Source organism: Streptomyces sp. NPDC048248, assembly GCF_043201875.1.
Classification (GTDB): domain Bacteria; phylum Actinomycetota; class Actinomycetes; order Streptomycetales; family Streptomycetaceae; genus Streptomyces.
Genome location: NZ_JBICZL010000002.1, coordinates 457,046 through 474,154 on the forward strand (window position 1 = coordinate 457,046; position 17,109 = coordinate 474,154).

The window sequence follows — 17,109 nt, forward strand, 5'->3', positions numbered from 1 at the left end:
GAGCGCGATGCGCGCCCGTCCACCGCGCGCGCTGCCGGTCAGGAGCACCGTGCGGTTGTGCCGCCCCGTCGACATCTGGCACAAGCCGGCGCTCAGCGCGGTCGTGGCGCTCGCCATCCCCGATCTCACGCTGTTCGCCCTCGGACGGCTGGACCTGATCCTCTACACCTCGGCCGGGGCGATGTGCGCGCTGTACGCACACGGTCTGCCGTACGCGGCCCGCGCCCGCACGCTGCCCTGGGTGGTGCTCGGCATGGCCGCGAGCCTCGCCGTCGCGCTGACCGCCGCTTCGCTGACCACCTCGACCGCTCTGCTCGTGGTGTTCGCTTCACTGGTTGCCGCGGTCCACAAGATGGTGTGCGACGCGACGCGCATCGGTCCCCCGGGGAATCTGATCCTGACGTTCATCGCCGCCTCGGCGTTCTTCGTGCCGCAACGGCCGACGCAGGTTCCGCTGCACGTGGCCTTGGCGCTCGGCACCGGCGCCATCGCTTGGCTGGTGTGCATGGCGCCTGCGCTGGTGCGGCCGCAGGGGCCGGAGCGGATCGTCGCCGCTCGTGCCCTGGAGGCCGCGGCCGGACTGTTGCGCGCGGCCCCGGAGACGGGCGGCGGCGCGGAACCGACCGGGACGGCGCACGCCCGGCACACCACCGCCGCCGCCGTGAACGCCGCGTGGCACGCCGTCTTCCTCGTACCCGTCCGCACACCGGACAGGGCGGCTGCCCGCGCCCGCCTCGAACGGCTCCTGGTACGCGCGGAGTCGGCGCTCGGAGACCGCGATCCCGCCGGCACACGAACCGCCGGACGGGACGCGGCGGCGGAGGCGGACCGGCTCAGCGGCTGGGCGCGTGAGCTGCGAAGTGGGCGGCCTCTGCCCGAGGTCCCGCTCTCCGCGGCCCAGACCGAGGAACTCGCCGGCATCACGGCGGAGACGACAGCCGCGGTGACACCGGGGACTCCGCCGAAGAGCCACGGTCCGGACGGCGACGACTCCCGCCCGCTCGTGCTGCGGCATCCGGCGCCCGGCCACCGGCGCGGACTGCGGGCGGTGATGGCGCGTCTCGCGCCTGGATCGCCACTGCTGCCCATCGGCGCGCGGGTCGCCGCCGGCTGCGTGCTCGCGGGATGGGCCTCGATGGCCGTCGGCGTCGGGCACCCGTACTGGGCCGTGGTCACCGCGGCCTCCATCTACCAGGCCAACACCACGCTCTCCTGGCAGCGCGCGCTGCAGCGGACCCTGGGCAACCTGCTGGGCCTGCTGCTCTTCACCGCACTGCTGCCGCTGATCCACACGGGACACCTCGCGATGATCGCGCTCGCGCTGACCTTCCAGCTCGGCGCCGAGGCATGCATCACCCGGAACTACTGGCTCGGCTCCGTGTGCGTGACGCCCATGGCGCTGCTCCTGACCGAGTTCGGCAGCCATCTGCCTGCGAGAACGCTCGTCACCGACCGCTGGATCGACACCGTGGTGGGCGCGGCGGTGGGCCTGGCGTGCTGTGTGCTGGTCACCAACCGGCGGGCCGCCGACCGCATCGACATCGCCCTGGAGCGGCTGGCGGCCGCCGAGGCCGCGGCCCATCGTCAGCTCGCGGCGCGTGAGCTGACGGGGCGGGACGACACTCCCGAGGCCGGCTGGACCCGTGACCGGCTCGCCGGGTGCCTGATCGAGCTGCGTGAGGCCGTCGATGTCGCGGCCGGTGAGTGGTGGCAGCGTCCCGTGCCGCAGGAGCGGATCGCCGTGGCCGAGCAGCAGGGTCACCGCCTACTGGCGGTACTCGTCCGCAGGCTCTCGGCGCCCGTGGCCGCCGCCTGACCGGTGCGTCCGCGGGCCCCGGCGGCAGGCACAATTAGGGCTTGTACGGCAGTGTGCCGAGAGGAGTGCGGGTGACCGAGGACATCGTCGCGGGGGTGCTGCGCCAGTGGCAGCAGGTGCACCCAGGGCTGGACACCGGCCCGATGGCGGTGATCGGGCGGCTCAACCGCTGCTCCGCACTGTTGCAGCAGGCGGCCGACGCGCCCCTGCGGCGGGCCGGACTGACCCGCCCCGAGTTCGACATCCTGGGCACGCTGCGCCGGATGGACCGCGAGCTGACCCCCGGGCGGGTCGCCCGCGAGACCTTCGCTTCCGGGGCCGCGGTGACCAAGCGCGTGCGGCAACTGGAGGACCGTGGGCTGATCTCCCGCCGGCCCGACGAACGGGACCGCCGCGTCACCCACCTCTCGCTCACCGACGAGGGCCGCGACACCATCGACAGGCTCCTGCCGGAGCAGCTGCGCTACGAGGCGGCCCTGCTCGACGGCATCGGTGACGAGCGGCAGGAGGAACTCTCCGAAGGGTTGGGCGAGTTGCTGGTGGTTCTGGAGGGCCGGCTCGGCAGCTTGATGGACTGAGGGACGGCGGGACGGAGCGGCGAGCCGGCGCACGGACGGCTGCCGGTGCTCGGCGCCGCACATGAGCGTCTGCGGACCGGCCCCGCGGGTGATCGGCTATCGGTACCAGTCGTCTTCGTGGTCCGTCAGAGCCCGGCCGAGGTAGTCCCGCAAGTCCCGGGCAGCCCATCGACGACTGTCGTCCTCGTGTTCCACACGAAGACGTCGGGCCGCGGAGGAGTCCGGACGAAGGCGAACCGGTCGCCGCCGCCGTTGTCGCCGAAGAAGAGCAGCGGATCGAACGGCATGTAGAGATCGACGAAGGCGCGATCGGACCGGAAGTGAAGGTTCTCCTCGGCGATGCGGCTCAGGGGCCAGAGCGTTTCCACTCCGTCGTGGCCCACGATGCCGTCCGTCTCCTGCAGCAGGACCACGAGTTCGGTGGGTATCGAACATCCCAGGCGCTGCTCAGCTGTGGTCACCATCGCCGGATCGGCGGGCTCGCTCAACTCGACCTCGGGAAGCGCCTGACGGGCGATCTCTCTCCACATGCGGGCAGCATGGGCGCCGTCTGACGGGCCGTATGACCGGGCCGCCGTTCACATCGCTCCGGTCGGTATCAGGCCCGGTGGTCCGACGGGTCGTGAGTGGATGCGGCCGGAGCGGCACTTGCCGAAAACACTCGACGCGGCGTCGGGCCGCGTATTCCCGAAACGACCGTTGCCGCCATGCGCCTCCGGCCTTCGCCCGTGACGCGCCGGGCAGTCCTCAAGGGCGGGTGGCCTCCCAGGCCGCCTCGATCATCCGGAAGATCTCGTCCACCGCGGCCTCCGGGTCGGCCGCCTCACGGGCCAGCGAATAGGCGTCGATCACGAACCTGGCGATCGCCCGGGAGGCCGTGGCGCTCGGCGACAGATCGGGATCGGCGGCGATGGCCGCTGCCAGCGACTCCGCGTGGCGCAGCCGCATCGACTCCTCGTACTCGCGCAGGGCGGGTGAGGCGTCGATCATCCGCCAGATCGGGCCGGCGCCGTCCGCCGTGCAATGCCGCACCAGGGCCTGGATCTCGCGGCGCAGCGCAGGGATGAGCGGCTCGTGCGGCGCCCGGCGGGTGACCGCCTGCGCGAGGCGCTGCTCGAAGTCTTCGTCCTGCTCGAACACCAGGGCCTCTTTCGAGGCGAAGTGGGAGAAGAGCGTGGTGACGGCCACATCGGCCTCGGCGGCCACGTCACGGATGCCCACCGCGTCGTACCCGCGTTCCAGGAAGAGCCGCAGGGCAGCGTCGGCGATCTTCTGGCGGGTGGCGGCCTTCTTGCGCTCACGGCGTCCGGACGGCATGTTCACGCGCTGACGCTATCAGATACAAATTCAGAACCGTTCCAAAACACTAACCGTTAGTGCTATGTTCGGCCGCATGAAGAAAGTGAGCTTCGCCGAGTTCGGCGGTCCGGACGTGCTGCAACTCATGGACGCCGAGGAGCCCCACGCGGGCCCCGGTCAGGTGCGCGTCGCCGTGCGGGCGGCGGGCGTGAACCCCGTCGACTGGAGGGTCCGTGAGGGCCAGGTCCTGGGGGCCCATCCGATCGAATTGCCCGCCGGGGTCGGGCTGGACGCCGCCGGGGTGGTGGACGAGGTCGGCGACGGTGTCAGCGGCGTCGAGGTCGGCGACCACGTGTTCGGCGAAGGGTCGAGCACGTATGCCGAGTTCGCCGTGCTGTCGGCCTGGGCCCGTATGCCCGAGGGGCTGACCTTCGAAGAGGCGGCCGGGTACCCCTCCGTGGTGGAGACCGCGCTGCGCGTCATCCGCGAGGTCGGTGTGGAGTCCGGGCAGACGCTGCTGGTCAGCGGCGCGTCCGGAGGAGTCGGATCGGCGGTGTTGCAGATCGCCCGCGACCGCGGCATTGCGGTGATCGGTACTGCCGGCGCCGCGAACCAGGACTATCTGCGCAGCCTGGGTGCCCTCGCCACGACGTACGGCGAGGGCTGGGTCGAGCGGGTGCGGCACCTCGGCCGTGTCGACGCGGCTCTCGATCTGGCGGGCTCGGGCGTGATCGGCGAACTCGTCGAGCTGACCGGGGATCCGCAGAAGGTGATCTCCATCGCCGATCTCGCCGCGCCGGAACTCGGTGTCCGGTTCTCCGGCGAGGCCGGGAGCGTGCCGGAAGCGCTCGCCGAGGCCGCCGTCCTCATCTCGCGGGGGAAGCTGCACATCCCGGTCGAGAAGTCGTACACCCTCGCCGAGGCCGCTGCGGCGCACATCGACAGCCATGCCGGCCACACGCGCGGGCGCCGCGTCATAGTCGTCTGAGCCGTTCCCCGCGCGGTTGCACGGCTCGGCAGGCCGATTCCTCGACGGTGGTGAACGTGCTTCCCGTCGCCGAGTCCGCCGGGCCGGCCTGGACAGCTCAGCAGATCCTCTCCCGTGTGCCGTCCGGCGCCGGTGACGGCCGTAGGAGGGCTGCCGGGCCGCGCGGCAGGTGACCCGCCTCGGGATACCGGTCCGTCACCGGATCCCGCTGATGACCTGCCGGTGATGTCCCTTCGCCGGCCTCGACGCCCGCCCGGGCGTCCTCAGTGCGCGAGGCGTGCGATGCGTCCGCTTTCCCCGGCGGCCCAGCAGCCGAGGTCCGGGGCGCAGTCGACGGTGTCGTACGAGCCGTTGTCGAAGGCCCGCCAGGTGCGGCCCGCATCGAACGTCACCTCGCTGCCGGTCGGTCCCACGGCGAAGGCGATGTGCCGCGAATGCGGGAGCCAGGACACTCCGGAGCGGTACGCGCTCGGCGGCCGGGCCGCGCCGGTCCAGGTGGCACCGCCGTCGGCACTGACCGCGGCGGCCTGGGGCGACGGTGTGCCGGGGCGGTAATCGCCACCGACCGCGAGGCCGTGGGCGCGGTCGCGGAAGGCGAGCGCGAAGACCCCACGGGCCGGGTCACCGGCCGGGACGGGGGCGTCGGTGACCGTCCAGGTGCGCCCGCGATCGGCGGTGTGCAGCACACGGGCGGTCGCCGCGCCGCCCGTCGCGATCCAGGCGTCGTGGCTGCCGGAGGAGACCAGGCACTGGCCACTGGCGGCGAACGCGGCCTCGCCCGGCTGTGCCTGCGGCATCCCGTCCGACGGCAGCACGCGCCAACTGCGGCCCCCGTCGCCGGTCGACAGGATGCGGTACCTGCCGTCGACCGGATCGCTCAGTGCGATGCCGTGCCGCCGGTCGAAGAACGTCAGGCAGTCGTAGAAGGCCCGTGGGTCGGTGTTGCGGAAGCTCTCGCTCCAGGTGGCACCGCCGTCGTCGGTGCGCAGGACGCGTGAGGCGTCCCCCTCGCCGATCGCGAGAACCACCGCACGGCGCGCATCGAACGCCTCGACGTCGCGGAACTCCAGCGCACCCGCGCCCGGCGGCGAGACATCGCTCCACCGCCGCCCGCCGTCGTGCGTCCGGAGAACGGTGCCGTGGGTGCCGGCCACCCAGGCCGTCGATCTGCTGACGGCCGCGAGGCCGCGGAAACGGGCGCTGCTGCCGCTGTCCTTGAGCCGCCAGCCGACGTGCGGGGCATCGGGCCGGGGCGTGGTGGCCGACGCCGGCGACTTCGCCTGCGCAGCGGACTTCTCCGCCAAGGACGCCGATGGCGGCCGGTCGGCGACGGTCGGCTGTGCGGCGGCCACCGGTCCTGCGGCTGCGGTGATCGTGCCGAGTAGCGCGGCGCCGACGACCGCCGAAGCGATCCGGCGCACCGGACGCCCGCTGCGGGGTCCCCGCCCCGGCGCCGTGCCCGTGCCCCTACCTGCGCGGGCTGTGCCGTGCCCGCCGTACGACCTGCGTTCCGAACGCAGCATCCGCGCCCCACCCCGATCGTGATCCCCACGGGCCTCAGGAACCTCCGGGCCTCGTTGCGCTGGAAGCTAGCCCAGCACGAGGGCCCCGTCCAGGGCGCGACGGGCCGTCACCGGTCCCGGTGTTCGCGCTCCGTCGGGGTGGGCGTGGGCTCAGTCGGCTGCGCGGAGGCGGAGCTGGTGCCCGGCTCGGAGGAGGGGGCGGAGCTGTCCGACGGGGGCGGAGTCGTGCCGGGCGCGGTCGTCGAGGACGAAGGCGATCCGCTGCTCGGCTCGGCCGTCGGCGAGGGGGGCCCGGTGCCGGGGCTGGAAGGCGGCGGGCTGGCAGGCCCGGGGCTGGAGGGGGCCGGGCTGGAAGGTGCAGGACTCGAAGGCGCCGGGCTGGAGGGCGGCGGGCCCGAGGGCTGCGTCGGCGAACCCGTGGTCGGTGGCGGGGTGGGCGTGCCGGGAGTCGGGGAACCGGTGGTCGGCGGCGCGGACATGCTCGGTGCCGGGGTCCCGGACGCGGGCCCCGTGCCCGGCAGCGAAGACGAGGGCGGCGCGGATATCGAAGCGGCCGTGCGCGGCGGCACCGGCTGACCGGGCGTGGACGCACCGGTTGTCCCCGGAGCCGGGATCCCGCTGCTCGACGGCGCGGTCGATCCGGCGGCGGGGCTCGTGCTGCTCGCTCCGCCGGTCCCGGAGGGTGCCTCCTCGGTCGGCGCACCGCCCTGCGGCAGGCTCTGCTCCGACGTACCGCCCGTGGTCCGCGAGGCCGCCTCGACCTGGTGCGGGGCCGCCGCGGAGTCGTCGCCGGCCAGTACGAACCCGGCGGCGACAGCCGCCCCGGCGACCGCGGCCGCGGCCACACCCGCCGCCGTCGCGGCGACCGGCCCGGTCATGCCCACCCGGCCGCGCAGGAGACGCCGCATCGGCGAGGGCGTCGGCTCGGGCGAACCGGTGTTCGCCCCGGTGCCGGCGGCGCCGACGCCGACCAGCGGGCGCAGGAACGTCGCGGAGTCGCCCGCCAGGAAGGTCAGCAGCGCGGGGCCGATCAGCGCGGACAGCCGGTCGTCGGAGCGGGTCAGCAGGGCCATCCGGTCCTGGCAGTCCGGGCAGTGCGGCAGATGGCCTTCGACCTCGCGCACCTGGTCGCCGGTGGCCTCGCCCCGGATGACTGCGGGCATCCGCTCCCGGTATGCGAAGCACAGCGGATCCTCGGGAGCGCCGGGTATCTCGCTCAGGAACGCCTGCCGCAGACCACCCCGGGCCCGGTTGAGCAGCACGGCCGCGGTGTCTTCCTTGCCGCCCACCGTCTTGGCGATCGCGCCGGGCGACTGGTTCTCGGCCTCGGCGAGCCACAGGGCCTGCACCCAGCGCTGGGGCAGCTGGTTCAGGATCCGGGCGAGCAGATCGACGTAGCCGCCGGGCTCCGACGCCTCGGCGCCCTCCGCGGACGCACGGGTGCCGGCGCGCGGGTCGTCCTGCGGGTCGCGCGGGATCCGGCGTGCGGGGTCCGCCTCCGCCGTCGCCGCGAGGTCGCGAATGGTGGTCCGCAGATACGCGCGGATGTCTTCGATCCGGGCGCCGCCGTGGATCCGCTGCCAGACGTGGAAGTGCGCCTCGGCGACGAGGTCGGCGGCGAGGGCGGGGTCGGCGGTCCGGAGCCGGGCGTAGCCGATCAGGTGCGGGTACTCCCGCGCGTGGAGCGCGGTGTAGGCGTCCACCGCCGACTCCTCGGACATCGCGAAGTCATCTGACATGGAGGTACGGCCCCTGACGTAGTGCGCACCCCGGCAGCGGCTCCGCGACTGCCCGGCGGTCGGTCGCGGCGCGGCGGGGGCATGGCTTGAAGGGCAAGAGTAAGGAGGACGCGACGTTGGCTCAAAGTTTCGTGACGGAGGTCACGGAGGCATGCGGCGCAACGGAGCGACGGCGGAACCGGGGTCGATCTTCGGCCATATTCCGTTGGGCGCACCGCCCACGAGGTCGTCCCGCGCGCCAGACGCACGCAAGGCAGCGGGAGACGCACCGGAGGAAGCGCAAGCAGGAGCCGCGCAATCAGCCGCGGCTTGCGCTCGCTCCGGTCAGGCGCTCCCGAAGAGGTTTTCCAGATGCCGGTCCAGCAGCCGCAGCGCCTGCTCGGGGCCGTGTACGTCCAGCAGGACGTACGTGGCGAGGCCGTCGGTCACGCTGATCAGCAGCATCGCCTCGTCCTCGGTGGCCCGCTCCGGCGGGAGTTCGCCGCGGTCCGCGGCCCGGCGCAGCTGGTCGGCGAAGAAGGCGCGCAGCTTGGGGGTGCCCTCCCTGGCCTCGGCCCGGAGTGACTCGTCGTGCACGGCACGGGCGAAGTAGGCGGCGCCGACCAGCGCGCCGATCCGGCTCTTCCCGTCCAGCGGCAGCATGCCCGCCAGGCAGGCGCGCAGCACCGTACGGGGCGACGGCTCCTCCGGCAGCTTCTCGATGCCCTCGCGGATGCGCCGCTCGGCCAGCTGGTTGATGTGGCGGAGGGCGAAGCGGAGCATCTCGTCCTTGCTGCCGAAGTAGTGCTGCAGCCGGCCGAGGGAGATGCCGGCCTCGGCGGCGACGTCGCGCAGGCTCGCCCCGTCCAGGCCCCGGGTGCTCGCGATGCGCCAGAGCGCCTCGGAGATCTCCTGCCGCCTGGCTTCGTGATCCACCTTCTTGGGCACACCGGTCCCTTCCTCTGATGGCGCCGTTGAGGGCGCCGTCCCGCTGTCGTGCCGCCGCCGTGGCGCTGCCGCGGCGGACAGCGCACCGCCTCGTGCAGCTGCCGTCCGGGCGTTCGCGCGAAGTCGCCTGCGGGAGTCGCATCCGAGCTCGTAGGGCGCGCCGTACCCGAATCGGTCCGACTCGCCCTTGACTCACCTCTGACCCACCGCACCCACCACACCGCCACGGCGACCCCTTTTACAAGTCACTCGTATCGTTATAGCGTACGGGACTCAATACAGTTGACTTGAAACCCGGAGTGATCCCTGATGACCGAGTGCGCCGCCCCGCGTCTGCGCCCACCCCGCCACCGCGTCGACCCGCGCGCCCGCCGCTGGTGGACCGTCCAGGCGCTGCTGACGCTCAGCGGCCCGATGCTGCTGACGGCGCTCGCTCTGGCCGTCCTGAGCCTGCTCTTCTTCCCCGGCGCGATGCCCTGGCTCGGCCCGCTGCTGCTGATCACCCTCGTGCTGCCGGCGGTCTGGTACGCCGCCGTCATGCCGCGTCGGCGGTACGCGGTGCACGCGTGGGAGCTTGGCGACCGCGCGGTCTACGCGGCCGGGGGCTGGTTCTGGCAGAAGCGGCGGATCGCGCCGCTGTCGCGGGTGCAGACCGTCGACACCCTGCGCGGCCCCGTGCAGCGGCGCTACGGCTTGGCGACCGTCACCGTCACCACCGCCTCCACCGCGGGCGACATAAAGATCGCCGGGCTCTGCGACGCCGACGCCGAGGAACTGGCCCGGCGGATCGGCGAAGCCGCCCAGGACGCGCCGGGTGACGCGGCATGAGCGCCCCGGCGGAGACCTCCGACCTCACCGCTCCCCCCGGCACGCCGCAGTGGCGACGGCTGGACCCGCGCACGCTCCTGGTGCACTGCGGCTGGATGGTCGCACCGCTCGGCTCACTGGCCCTGACGGCCCTGGCGACCGGCGGGCGGATCAGCGCGAGGGCCTGGATCAGCCTGGCCGCCATCGCCGCGTCGTTCGCCGTGATCACCGCGATCGGCCTGGTGCGCTGGGGCCGCACGACCTTCCGCGTGACCCCTGAGTCCTTCGAGGTCCGCACCGGGCTGCTGACCCGACGGCTGCGCAGCGTGCCGCTCCAGCGCATCCGCAGCGTCGACCTGACAGCCTCCCCGCTGCACCGCCTGCTGGGCGTGACCGTACTGCGAGCCGGCACCGCCGGCTCCGGCGCCGCCGGCGGCGAGCTGCGTCTCGATTCCCTGACTTGCCATCAAGCACGGCTCCTGCAAACAGAGTTGCTCGCGCGTGCCGACGCGGGGGCGGACACAACGGATCCGGTACTGGCCCGTATCAGCCGACGCTGGCTGCGGTACGCGCCGCTGACCTTCTGGGTCGTCGGTGGCGTGTTCGTCGCGGTCGGCTCGCTCTACCGCGCGCTCGACGGAATGGGTATCGAGCCGTGGAAATTCGGCTTCGTCCAGCGGGCATTCAGCGAATTCGGCGCCGGCATGCTGTGGCTGACCCTTCCCGCAGCGCTGCTCGGCGTCCTCGCACTCGGTTCGGTCGGCGCGGTCGCCCTCTACATCGAGAACTGGTGGAACTACCGCCTGGAGTGGGCCGACGCCCGCACACTCCGGGTGCAGCGGGGCCTGTTCACCACCCGCTCGGTCACCATCGAGCAGGACCGGCTGCGCGGGGTGCTGCTCCGCGAACCACTGCTGCTGCGAGCCGGTGGTGGAGCGACGGTCCGCGCCGTGGCGGGTGGCCTCGGCAACCGTGAGGAGAACCGCCGACGCAGCGTGCTGCTGCCGCCCGCGCCCCGGCCACAGGCACTGCGTGTGGCGCGCGGCGCCCTGTGCATGCCCGCCCCCGACACGGAGTTGATGTCGCCGGCCCCGTTGACGCCGCACCCGCGCATCGCGCTCCGCCGACGCCGGGTGCGCGGCGTGCTGTACGCGGTGCTGCCCGGCACGGCCCTGTTCGCGGGGGCAGGGGTGGCGTTCACCCCCGTACTTCTGCACTGCGCATGGATCTACGCGGCGCTCAGCACACCGCTCGCACTGTGGCTGGCCCAGGACGCATACCGCAATCTGGGCCACGGGATACGCGGCGGCTTCCTGGTGACCCGCTCCGGCACCTTCAGCCGGGACACCCTCGCCCTTGAGCGCAAGGCCGTCGTGGCGTGGACGTTCACCACCTCGCCCGCCACCCGCCGGGCCGGACTCGTCTCGCTCACCGCGGCGGTCGCGGCGGGCGAGGACGGCTACCGCGTCCCTGACCTCTCGGCCACCGAGGCACCGGCCTTCGCGGCTGCCGCCACCCCGGGAATCATCGAGGAGTTCCTGGAGCACCCCACGCCGTGACCGAAGTCGCCGACCGTGCCCGGCGAGGGCATCCGGGACCGGCCGACGGAGGGCTTCAGCCGTCGGCCGGCCGGGGGCGTTACCCCGGATCGGGCCGACGATTCCTTTCATGACATAGATCACACCCCTGTCGCGTGCACGGCGAGAGCGGGCACTGCGTCCTACTGGACGAGCCACGCCCAAGACCCGACAGCCGTGAGGGAGCAGCCGCGATGCCCAGTGCTATCGACCAAGCCGTCCAGGTCCGTCTCATCGCGACCGCGCCAGGCCCGCACGCGGTGCCCGCGGTGCTGCGGTACGAGCCGGCCGATCCGCTCGCGGTGCGGATGTCCTTCCCGCCGGAGATCTCCCTGGACGGGGCCGCGGTGAACTGGGCGTTCGCCCGCGAGTTGCTCGCCGAGGGGCTGAGAGGGCCGGCCGGGCGGGGCGATGTGCGGGTACGGCCGGCCGGCCAGGAGCGCACCGTGATGGAGTTCCACGCCGAGGAAGGCGTCGCCATGGTCCAGATGCGCACGGCGGACATCCGGCGCTTCCTGGCCCGTTCCTACGAGGCCGTGCCCGAGGGATCCGAGCAGATGCAGCTCGATGTGGACCGCGGCCTGGCGGAACTCTTCGGCGCGGCGTGACCGGGCACGGTGTGCCACGGAAGCGCACCTCCGGGCAACTGCCCGCAGTCCGGGCATTCCACCCCTGTTACGGATCCATCATGTATCTCTCCGATACTTGTTCCCATGCCACGGGTACTTCTGATCGAGGACGACGCTGCCGTACGCGACGGAGTGAGCCTGGCGCTGCGCCGGCGCGGCCATGACGTGGCTGCCGCTGCCAGCGGCGAGGAGGGGATGGAGGTCCTGCCGGGCTTCCGCCCCGACATCGTCCTCCTGGACCTGATGCTGCCCGGCAAGGACGGCTTCGAGATCTGCCGGCTGATCCGCGCCGACCGGCAGCTGCCGATCATCATGCTCACCGCGCGCGGTGACGACCTCGATGTGGTGCTCGGCCTGGAGGCCGGCGCCGACGACTACATCGTCAAGCCCGCCCGCGGCGAGGTCCTCGAAGCGCGGATCCGCGCGGTGCTGCGCCGCACCGCGCTGCCCGCCGACGGCGGTCCGGCCACCGAGCCGGGGCCGGCCCCGGTCGAGACCTACGGTGAACTGGCCGTCGACCGGGCCGGCCTGGTCGTCACCAAGGCGGGCCAGGACCTGGCACTGGCCCCTTCGGAGATGAAGCTGCTGCTGTTCCTGTCCGCCACGCCCGGCCAGGTATTCAGCCGCCAGCAGCTCCTCGAACACGTCTGGGAGCACAGCTACCACGGCGATGCCCGGCTGGTGGACGCGTGTGTGATGCGGCTGCGCACGAAGATAGAGGACACACCGCGCAGCCCCCGGTACGTCCAGACCGTGCGCGGCTTCGGCTACCGCTTCGGACCGCTGTGAGCCACGTCGGCCGCCTGGTGCCGGCCCTCCCCCGTCTGCGGCGGGGCGGCCCCCAGTTCCTGCGGGGGCTGCGGGCGCGGCTCGTGGTCGCCTTTTTGCTGGTGGCGGCCGTCAGTGCGCTGACCACCGCGGGGCTGACCTACCGCGAGGCACGCAACGCCATCCTTCAACGCTCCCAGGACATCGCCGTCAACGATCTGCGGGAGCAGATCAATTCGCTCGCGCCCGAGCTGCCGGTACCGCCGTCGCAGCCGGATCTGGACTTCTTCCGGGTCCAGCTGGAGCGCTCGGGCAAGTCCAGGGACTGGGACATCTCCGTCCACTACAGCGGCGTGTCGGACAGCGGCGGCGGCCTGCGGCGGGACGTGGTGGTGCCGGCCGAGCTGAAGGAGTCGGTCGAGAAGCGTCATGTCCCGGCCTTTCAGCGGGTCGAGCGGGGCGGCGCGCCGTGGCTGCTGATCGGGATGCCGGTCCGGCAGTCCGACGGCGACGCCTCGGCCCTGTCGGTCTACGCACAGCTCCCGCTGAACGCCGAGGAGTCCAATGTCGAGGCGCTGGTGAGCGCGGCACAGCGGGGGGCGCTGCCGGTGCTGGCGCTCGCGGTGATCCCCGCGCTGTTCGCTGCACGCGGCGTGCTGCGTCCCGTACGGGGTCTGCGGCAGGCCGCAGGGCGACTCGCGGAGGGCAAGCTGGACACCCGTCTTGAGGTGAAGGGGGCCGACGAACTCGCCGACCTGTCACGGTCGTTCAACGACATGGCGGCGCGGCTGGAGGAGAGCATGGCGGAGCTGCGGCGGCTGGAGGCCAACGCCCGGCGCTTCGCGGCGGATGTTTCGCACGAGCTGCGGACGCCGCTCGCGGCGATGTCCGCGGTGACCGATGTCCTCGACGAGGACGCGGACTCGCTCGACCCGGACACCGCCTCCGCGGTCCGGCTGATCAGCCAGGAGACCGGCAAGCTGGCGCGGATGGTGGAGGACCTCATGGAGGTCTCGCGCTTCGACGCCGGGGCCGCTTCGCTGCATCTCGACGAGGTGGACGTCGCCGAGACGATCCGTAAGACACTGCAGGCCAGGGCCTGGCGGGAGCGGGTGTCCACGGAACTTCCGGACGGGGTACGGGCGCGGCTGGACCCGCGCCGGCTGGATGTGGTGGTCGCCAACCTGGTGGGCAACGCCCTGCACCACGGTGGCGAGCCGGTGCGGGTGCTGCTGCGCACGCCGGAGGCCGGTGCGGACCGGCTTCTCATCGAGATCCGTGACAGCGGTCCCGGCATCGATCCCGAGGTTCTGCCGCATGTCTTCGACCGCTTCTACAAGGCGGACTCCGCGCGTGCCCGCTCGGAGGGCAGCGGCCTGGGGCTGGCCATCGCGCTGGAGAACGTCCGACTGCACGGCGGGGCGGTACGTGCCGCCAACTCGCCCGAGGGCGGTGCGGTGTTCACCGTGGAACTGCCGCTGCGCCACGACCCGGGAAACGGCGAACCCTCCACTGAAGCAGCCGATGCACAGGAGGACGCCGCGGAGAGCGGGACCGGGCCCGCCGCCTTGTCTTCGGGTGACGGCCCCGCGGTGGCGGGCAGCTCCGTGGGCGGCGGCCGGGAAGCCGCGGGCACCTCTGCCGGGAAGGAGAGCGACGGATGAACGTCCTTGACGCCCTGACGTCCGTACGGGCCCGGCGGATCGTGCTCAGCGGGCTGCTGGGGGCCGCGCTGTCGGGCTGCGGAGTGGCGACCACGGACGTCATCGACGCGGGCGCGCCCGCGGTCGGTGTGAAGGATCCGGGCCAGCCCGAGGCGGACGTCCAGTTGTTCTTCTACGGGCTGTCCGGGCTGCGTTCCGCGACCCGCCCGGCGAAGGCACCGGCCGACCCGGAGGAGGCGATCCGGTTGCTGATGGACGGGCCGAACCACGCGGAGCGGCAGCGTGGCCTGTCCAGCGTGCTCCCGAAGTTCCCGGGGCGACTGACCGCCGGCACACGCCAGGGCACGGTCGAGATCACGCTGCCGATGAACGCCAAGCTGCTGGACTCCGCTTCCCTCAATCAGTTGGTGTGCACGGCGGCCAACGCCCAGGTCCCCGGGGACAAACCGCCCGGCCAGGTCACGGTGACGCTCGTGGGCGCGGGCGTTCGCGTCGGCCCCATGGTGTGCGGCGGCAACAACGCCTTCCCCGTCGTCCAGCCGACCCCCACGGAGACGCGGCCCGGGTGAGCGGGGGCCGGGGGCGGAGGCGTGCCGCCACCGCCGCGAGGCGCCGGGACGGTGGCGCGTGACCGGCTCATGCACAGTGCCGGGACCGGGCCGTGAATCCGCGCGCCCCGCGCTACGGTGAAAGCAGGCACCCGCGGGCCAAGAGGATCGGACGGCCCTGAACCTCGGGAGATTCACGCGATGACCGAGCGCAAACCCCCCGGCGTCGACTTCGAGACCTGGGTCGACAGGCAGATCCGCGAGGCGACGGAGCGGGGCGACTTCGCCGACCTGCCCGGAGCCGGAAAGCCCCTCCCCCAGCTCGACCGGCCGTACGACGAGCTGTGGTGGGTCAAGGACAAGATGAGCCGGGAGAACCTCTCGTACCTCCCACCGACACTCGTCCTGCGCAAGGAGGCCGAGGACGCGCTGGAAGCGGCGTCCCGAGCACCCACCGAGACCGCGCTGCGCCGCATCCTGACCCCGGTCAACGAACGGATCCGCGCGGCGTTGCGCACCCCCCTCGAAGGCCCGCCGCTGAACCTCACACCGTTCGACATCGACGAGGTGGCCCGCGCCTGGCGGGAGCGGCACGGGCAGCAGGGCTCCGGCTGATCGCGACCGCCCGACCACCGGACGGCACAGCTCCGAGCCGGAGTCGCCCTGCTTCACGGCCCGGCCGGCCCCAGCCGCACGCGCAAGAACCTCGGCCGGTAGAGGCCGACGTCGCCGTTCAGCCGGGAGTCGGTCGGCACGCCGGGCGGGCCGAGCACGTTGACGTCGTAGCTGAGCAGGAGCCTGCCCGAGGCCGTGAACTCGGGGTGGATCTGCGGGTTGTAGACGGCGACACCGTCGGCCGCATGCGGGCTGTCGGCGCCGGACGGGCGCGGCGGCGTGAGGCGGCCCCGCGGACCGTGCCAGGGGCCCTGCGGCGCGCAGGACCAGTAGCTGGTGAGGGAGGTCAGACCGGCCGCGCCCCCGCTGCCGGTGTCCATGGTGAACAGCACCCAGGTCGGGCCGTCGCGGACGACGGTGAAGGAGCTGCCCACGCCACGCCGGCCGCCCGCCCGCAGCACCGGCGCGGCGCGGGCGGCCCGCTGTTGCCAGTGGGTGCCGTCCCAGAAGCGCCAGCTTTCGCGCTCGGCGAGCCGCCCGGCCGGGACCCGGGCGAGATAGGCACTGGAGGCGGGTGATGCCTGCGGGTCGTCGCTGCCGAGGACGTAGTGCCAGGCGCCGTCGCGTACCGACGCCGCGCCGTAGAGGACGCGCCGGCCCGGATCGGGGACGGACGTCTGGTCCACCGCGTCGGTGATGCTCTCCAGGCGCAGTCCGGGCAGGGAGAGGGTGGCGACCTCGGTGCTGCGAGGTACGCCGAAGACCCAGGGGCCGGATCCCGGGGTGCGGTTCCACAGCAGGACCCGGACGACCTTCTCGCGCGCGCCGGGCGTGCGTGGCTCCACGCTCGCGCGGACCGGCCACCGCCAGCCGCGCGGCGGATCGGGGAAGAACGGCCCGGCTGCGGCCCCGCTGCCGCCGGTCAGGGTGCGCTCCAGGCGGCCGGAAGCCGACATCAGCACGGCGGAGTTGTGCCGGAGCAGGGGCGTGCCGCCGTGATCGGCGGTACGCCAACGGTGCGGCAGCCCCTGGGGGTTGGGTGGCGGCTGGACCCGGTCGAGGAAGGTGTCGGAGAACAGCCAGAGGGTCCGGCCGTCGGGGAGTCGTACGGAGTGGGTGCCGTCGCCGCCGGTCCAGTCGTCGACCCGGGTGTTGTCGTCGCCGTAACGGGAGAATGCGGCGGTGTGCGCCGCGTCCGCCGACCAGGACGCCACCGCGCGTCCCGTGCAGGCCGGGCCGCGCTCAGGGGCGGCGTCCGGCAGGGCCCACACCACGGCGGCTGCCATGAGCAGGGTCAGGAGCGCGGCGGTCACCGGGCGGGCCATCGGCCTGGACATACCGCTCCTCCGTCGGTGCCGCGCCCGCGGTCGGAGAGCCGGCCGGCCCGGACGGTCACGCACGCTGAGCGGCGAGCGCGGGCCGGTGCCTCTTCCGCGGGCGCTCGCACAACCGTCCCACAGGGAACCAACAACCGTGCGGGACACGCCCGTTACCCCTCTGCCCGCACACCACGGATGGCTTCGGGCCGTGTCGACACCGCTGCCGCCGCGCTCATGCGCCCTGAAGGACCGGGCCGACCGGCAACCCATTGCGATCACCCCGATACAACCGGTCAGCAAGCACCGCAGGCG

16 protein-coding genes are annotated in these 17,109 nt (G+C 73.1%); 10 read left to right on the top strand and 6 right to left on the bottom strand.

What is annotated here, in order from left to right; all coding sequences use genetic code 11:
• The first annotated feature begins 7 nt into the window (after window positions 1-7).
• Together ACGFZW_RS05185 and ACGFZW_RS05190 are read left to right on the top strand one after the other, a co-directional pair.
• The gene (locus tag ACGFZW_RS05185; RefSeq protein ID WP_393891824.1) at window positions 8-1,816 is read left to right on the top strand and encodes an FUSC family protein; all 1,809 of its coding nucleotides are present in this window, start codon (window positions 8-10) and stop codon (window positions 1,814-1,816) included.
• Between the two features lie 71 nt (window positions 1,817-1,887).
• Window positions 1,888-2,394: a MarR family winged helix-turn-helix transcriptional regulator gene (locus tag ACGFZW_RS05190; RefSeq protein ID WP_393891652.1), complete on the top strand. Its 507-nt coding sequence runs from the start codon at window positions 1,888-1,890 to the stop codon at window positions 2,392-2,394.
• A 125-nt stretch (window positions 2,395-2,519) separates the two neighbouring features.
• Here ACGFZW_RS05190 and ACGFZW_RS05195 read toward each other — a convergent pair whose 3' ends face one another.
• Window positions 2,520-2,924 carry an SMI1/KNR4 family protein gene (locus ACGFZW_RS05195; protein ID WP_393891653.1) on the bottom strand — a complete coding sequence of 135 codons (405 nt, stop codon included), beginning with the start codon at window positions 2,922-2,924 and terminating at the stop codon, window positions 2,520-2,522.
• A gap of 217 nt (window positions 2,925-3,141) precedes the next feature.
• Entirely contained in the window at window positions 3,142-3,717 is a 576-nt protein-coding gene (locus ACGFZW_RS05200; protein ID WP_393891654.1) for a TetR/AcrR family transcriptional regulator, read from the bottom strand.
• Window positions 3,718-3,787: 70 nt separating this feature from the next.
• On the opposite strand from ACGFZW_RS05200, the gene ACGFZW_RS05205 reads away from it, so the two are divergent.
• The gene (locus ACGFZW_RS05205) at window positions 3,788-4,681 is read left to right on the top strand and encodes an NADP-dependent oxidoreductase (protein WP_393891655.1); all 894 of its coding nucleotides are present in this window, start codon (window positions 3,788-3,790) and stop codon (window positions 4,679-4,681) included.
• Between the two features lie 263 nt (window positions 4,682-4,944).
• On the opposite strand, the gene ACGFZW_RS05210 is transcribed toward ACGFZW_RS05205, so the two are convergent.
• The 3 genes from ACGFZW_RS05210 to ACGFZW_RS05220 all read right to left on the bottom strand — a co-directional run bounded on the left by ACGFZW_RS05210 (window position 4,945) and on the right by ACGFZW_RS05220 (window position 8,870).
• Window positions 4,945-6,102 carry a WD40/YVTN/BNR-like repeat-containing protein gene (locus ACGFZW_RS05210; RefSeq protein ID WP_393891656.1) on the bottom strand — a complete coding sequence of 386 codons (1,158 nt, stop codon included), beginning with the start codon at window positions 6,100-6,102 and terminating at the stop codon, window positions 4,945-4,947.
• A gap of 209 nt (window positions 6,103-6,311) precedes the next feature.
• Window positions 6,312-7,943: a zf-HC2 domain-containing protein gene (locus ACGFZW_RS05215; RefSeq protein ID WP_393891657.1), complete on the bottom strand. Its 1,632-nt coding sequence runs from the start codon at window positions 7,941-7,943 to the stop codon at window positions 6,312-6,314.
• A gap of 324 nt (window positions 7,944-8,267) precedes the next feature.
• Window positions 8,268-8,870: a TetR/AcrR family transcriptional regulator gene (locus ACGFZW_RS05220; RefSeq protein WP_393891658.1), complete on the bottom strand. Its 603-nt coding sequence runs from the start codon at window positions 8,868-8,870 to the stop codon at window positions 8,268-8,270.
• 309 nt (window positions 8,871-9,179) lie between these two features.
• On the opposite strand from ACGFZW_RS05220, the gene ACGFZW_RS05225 reads away from it, so the two are divergent.
• The 7 genes from ACGFZW_RS05225 (at window position 9,180) to ACGFZW_RS05255 (ending at window position 15,478) form a co-directional block, all read left to right on the top strand.
• Window positions 9,180-9,698, top strand: a complete 519-nt coding sequence (locus ACGFZW_RS05225; protein ID WP_393891659.1) for a PH domain-containing protein — start codon at window positions 9,180-9,182, stop codon at window positions 9,696-9,698.
• Window positions 9,695-11,236, top strand: coding sequence for a PH domain-containing protein (locus ACGFZW_RS05230; protein WP_393891660.1), 1,542 nt, complete (start codon window positions 9,695-9,697; stop codon window positions 11,234-11,236). The genes ACGFZW_RS05225 and ACGFZW_RS05230 overlap by 4 nt, the downstream gene beginning before the upstream one ends.
• Window positions 11,237-11,448: 212 nt before the next feature.
• Window positions 11,449-11,862 carry an SsgA family sporulation/cell division regulator gene (locus ACGFZW_RS05235; protein WP_393891661.1) on the top strand — a complete coding sequence of 138 codons (414 nt, stop codon included), beginning with the start codon at window positions 11,449-11,451 and terminating at the stop codon, window positions 11,860-11,862.
• Window positions 11,863-11,967: 105 nt separating this feature from the next.
• Complete coding sequence (locus ACGFZW_RS05240; RefSeq protein WP_393891662.1) at window positions 11,968-12,672, top strand: response regulator; 705 nt, start codon at window positions 11,968-11,970, stop codon at window positions 12,670-12,672.
• A 17-nt stretch (window positions 12,673-12,689) separates the two neighbouring features.
• Window positions 12,690-14,315 carry an ATP-binding protein gene (locus ACGFZW_RS05245; RefSeq protein WP_393891825.1) on the top strand — a complete coding sequence of 542 codons (1,626 nt, stop codon included), beginning with the start codon at window positions 12,690-12,692 and terminating at the stop codon, window positions 14,313-14,315.
• Window positions 14,312-14,884 (top strand): hypothetical protein, encoded by a 573-nt coding sequence (locus ACGFZW_RS05250; RefSeq protein WP_393891663.1) that lies wholly within the window; start codon window positions 14,312-14,314, stop codon window positions 14,882-14,884. Before ACGFZW_RS05245 ends, ACGFZW_RS05250 begins: the two co-directional genes overlap by 4 nt.
• 180 nt (window positions 14,885-15,064) lie before the next feature.
• Window positions 15,065-15,478, top strand: a complete 414-nt coding sequence (locus tag ACGFZW_RS05255) for a DUF1992 domain-containing protein (protein ID WP_393891664.1) — start codon at window positions 15,065-15,067, stop codon at window positions 15,476-15,478.
• A gap of 53 nt (window positions 15,479-15,531) precedes the next feature.
• On the opposite strand, the gene ACGFZW_RS05260 is transcribed toward ACGFZW_RS05255, so the two are convergent.
• Window positions 15,532-16,815 carry a DUF4185 domain-containing protein gene (locus ACGFZW_RS05260; protein WP_393891665.1) on the bottom strand — a complete coding sequence of 428 codons (1,284 nt, stop codon included), beginning with the start codon at window positions 16,813-16,815 and terminating at the stop codon, window positions 15,532-15,534.
• Between the last annotated feature and the right edge of the window lie 294 nt (window positions 16,816-17,109).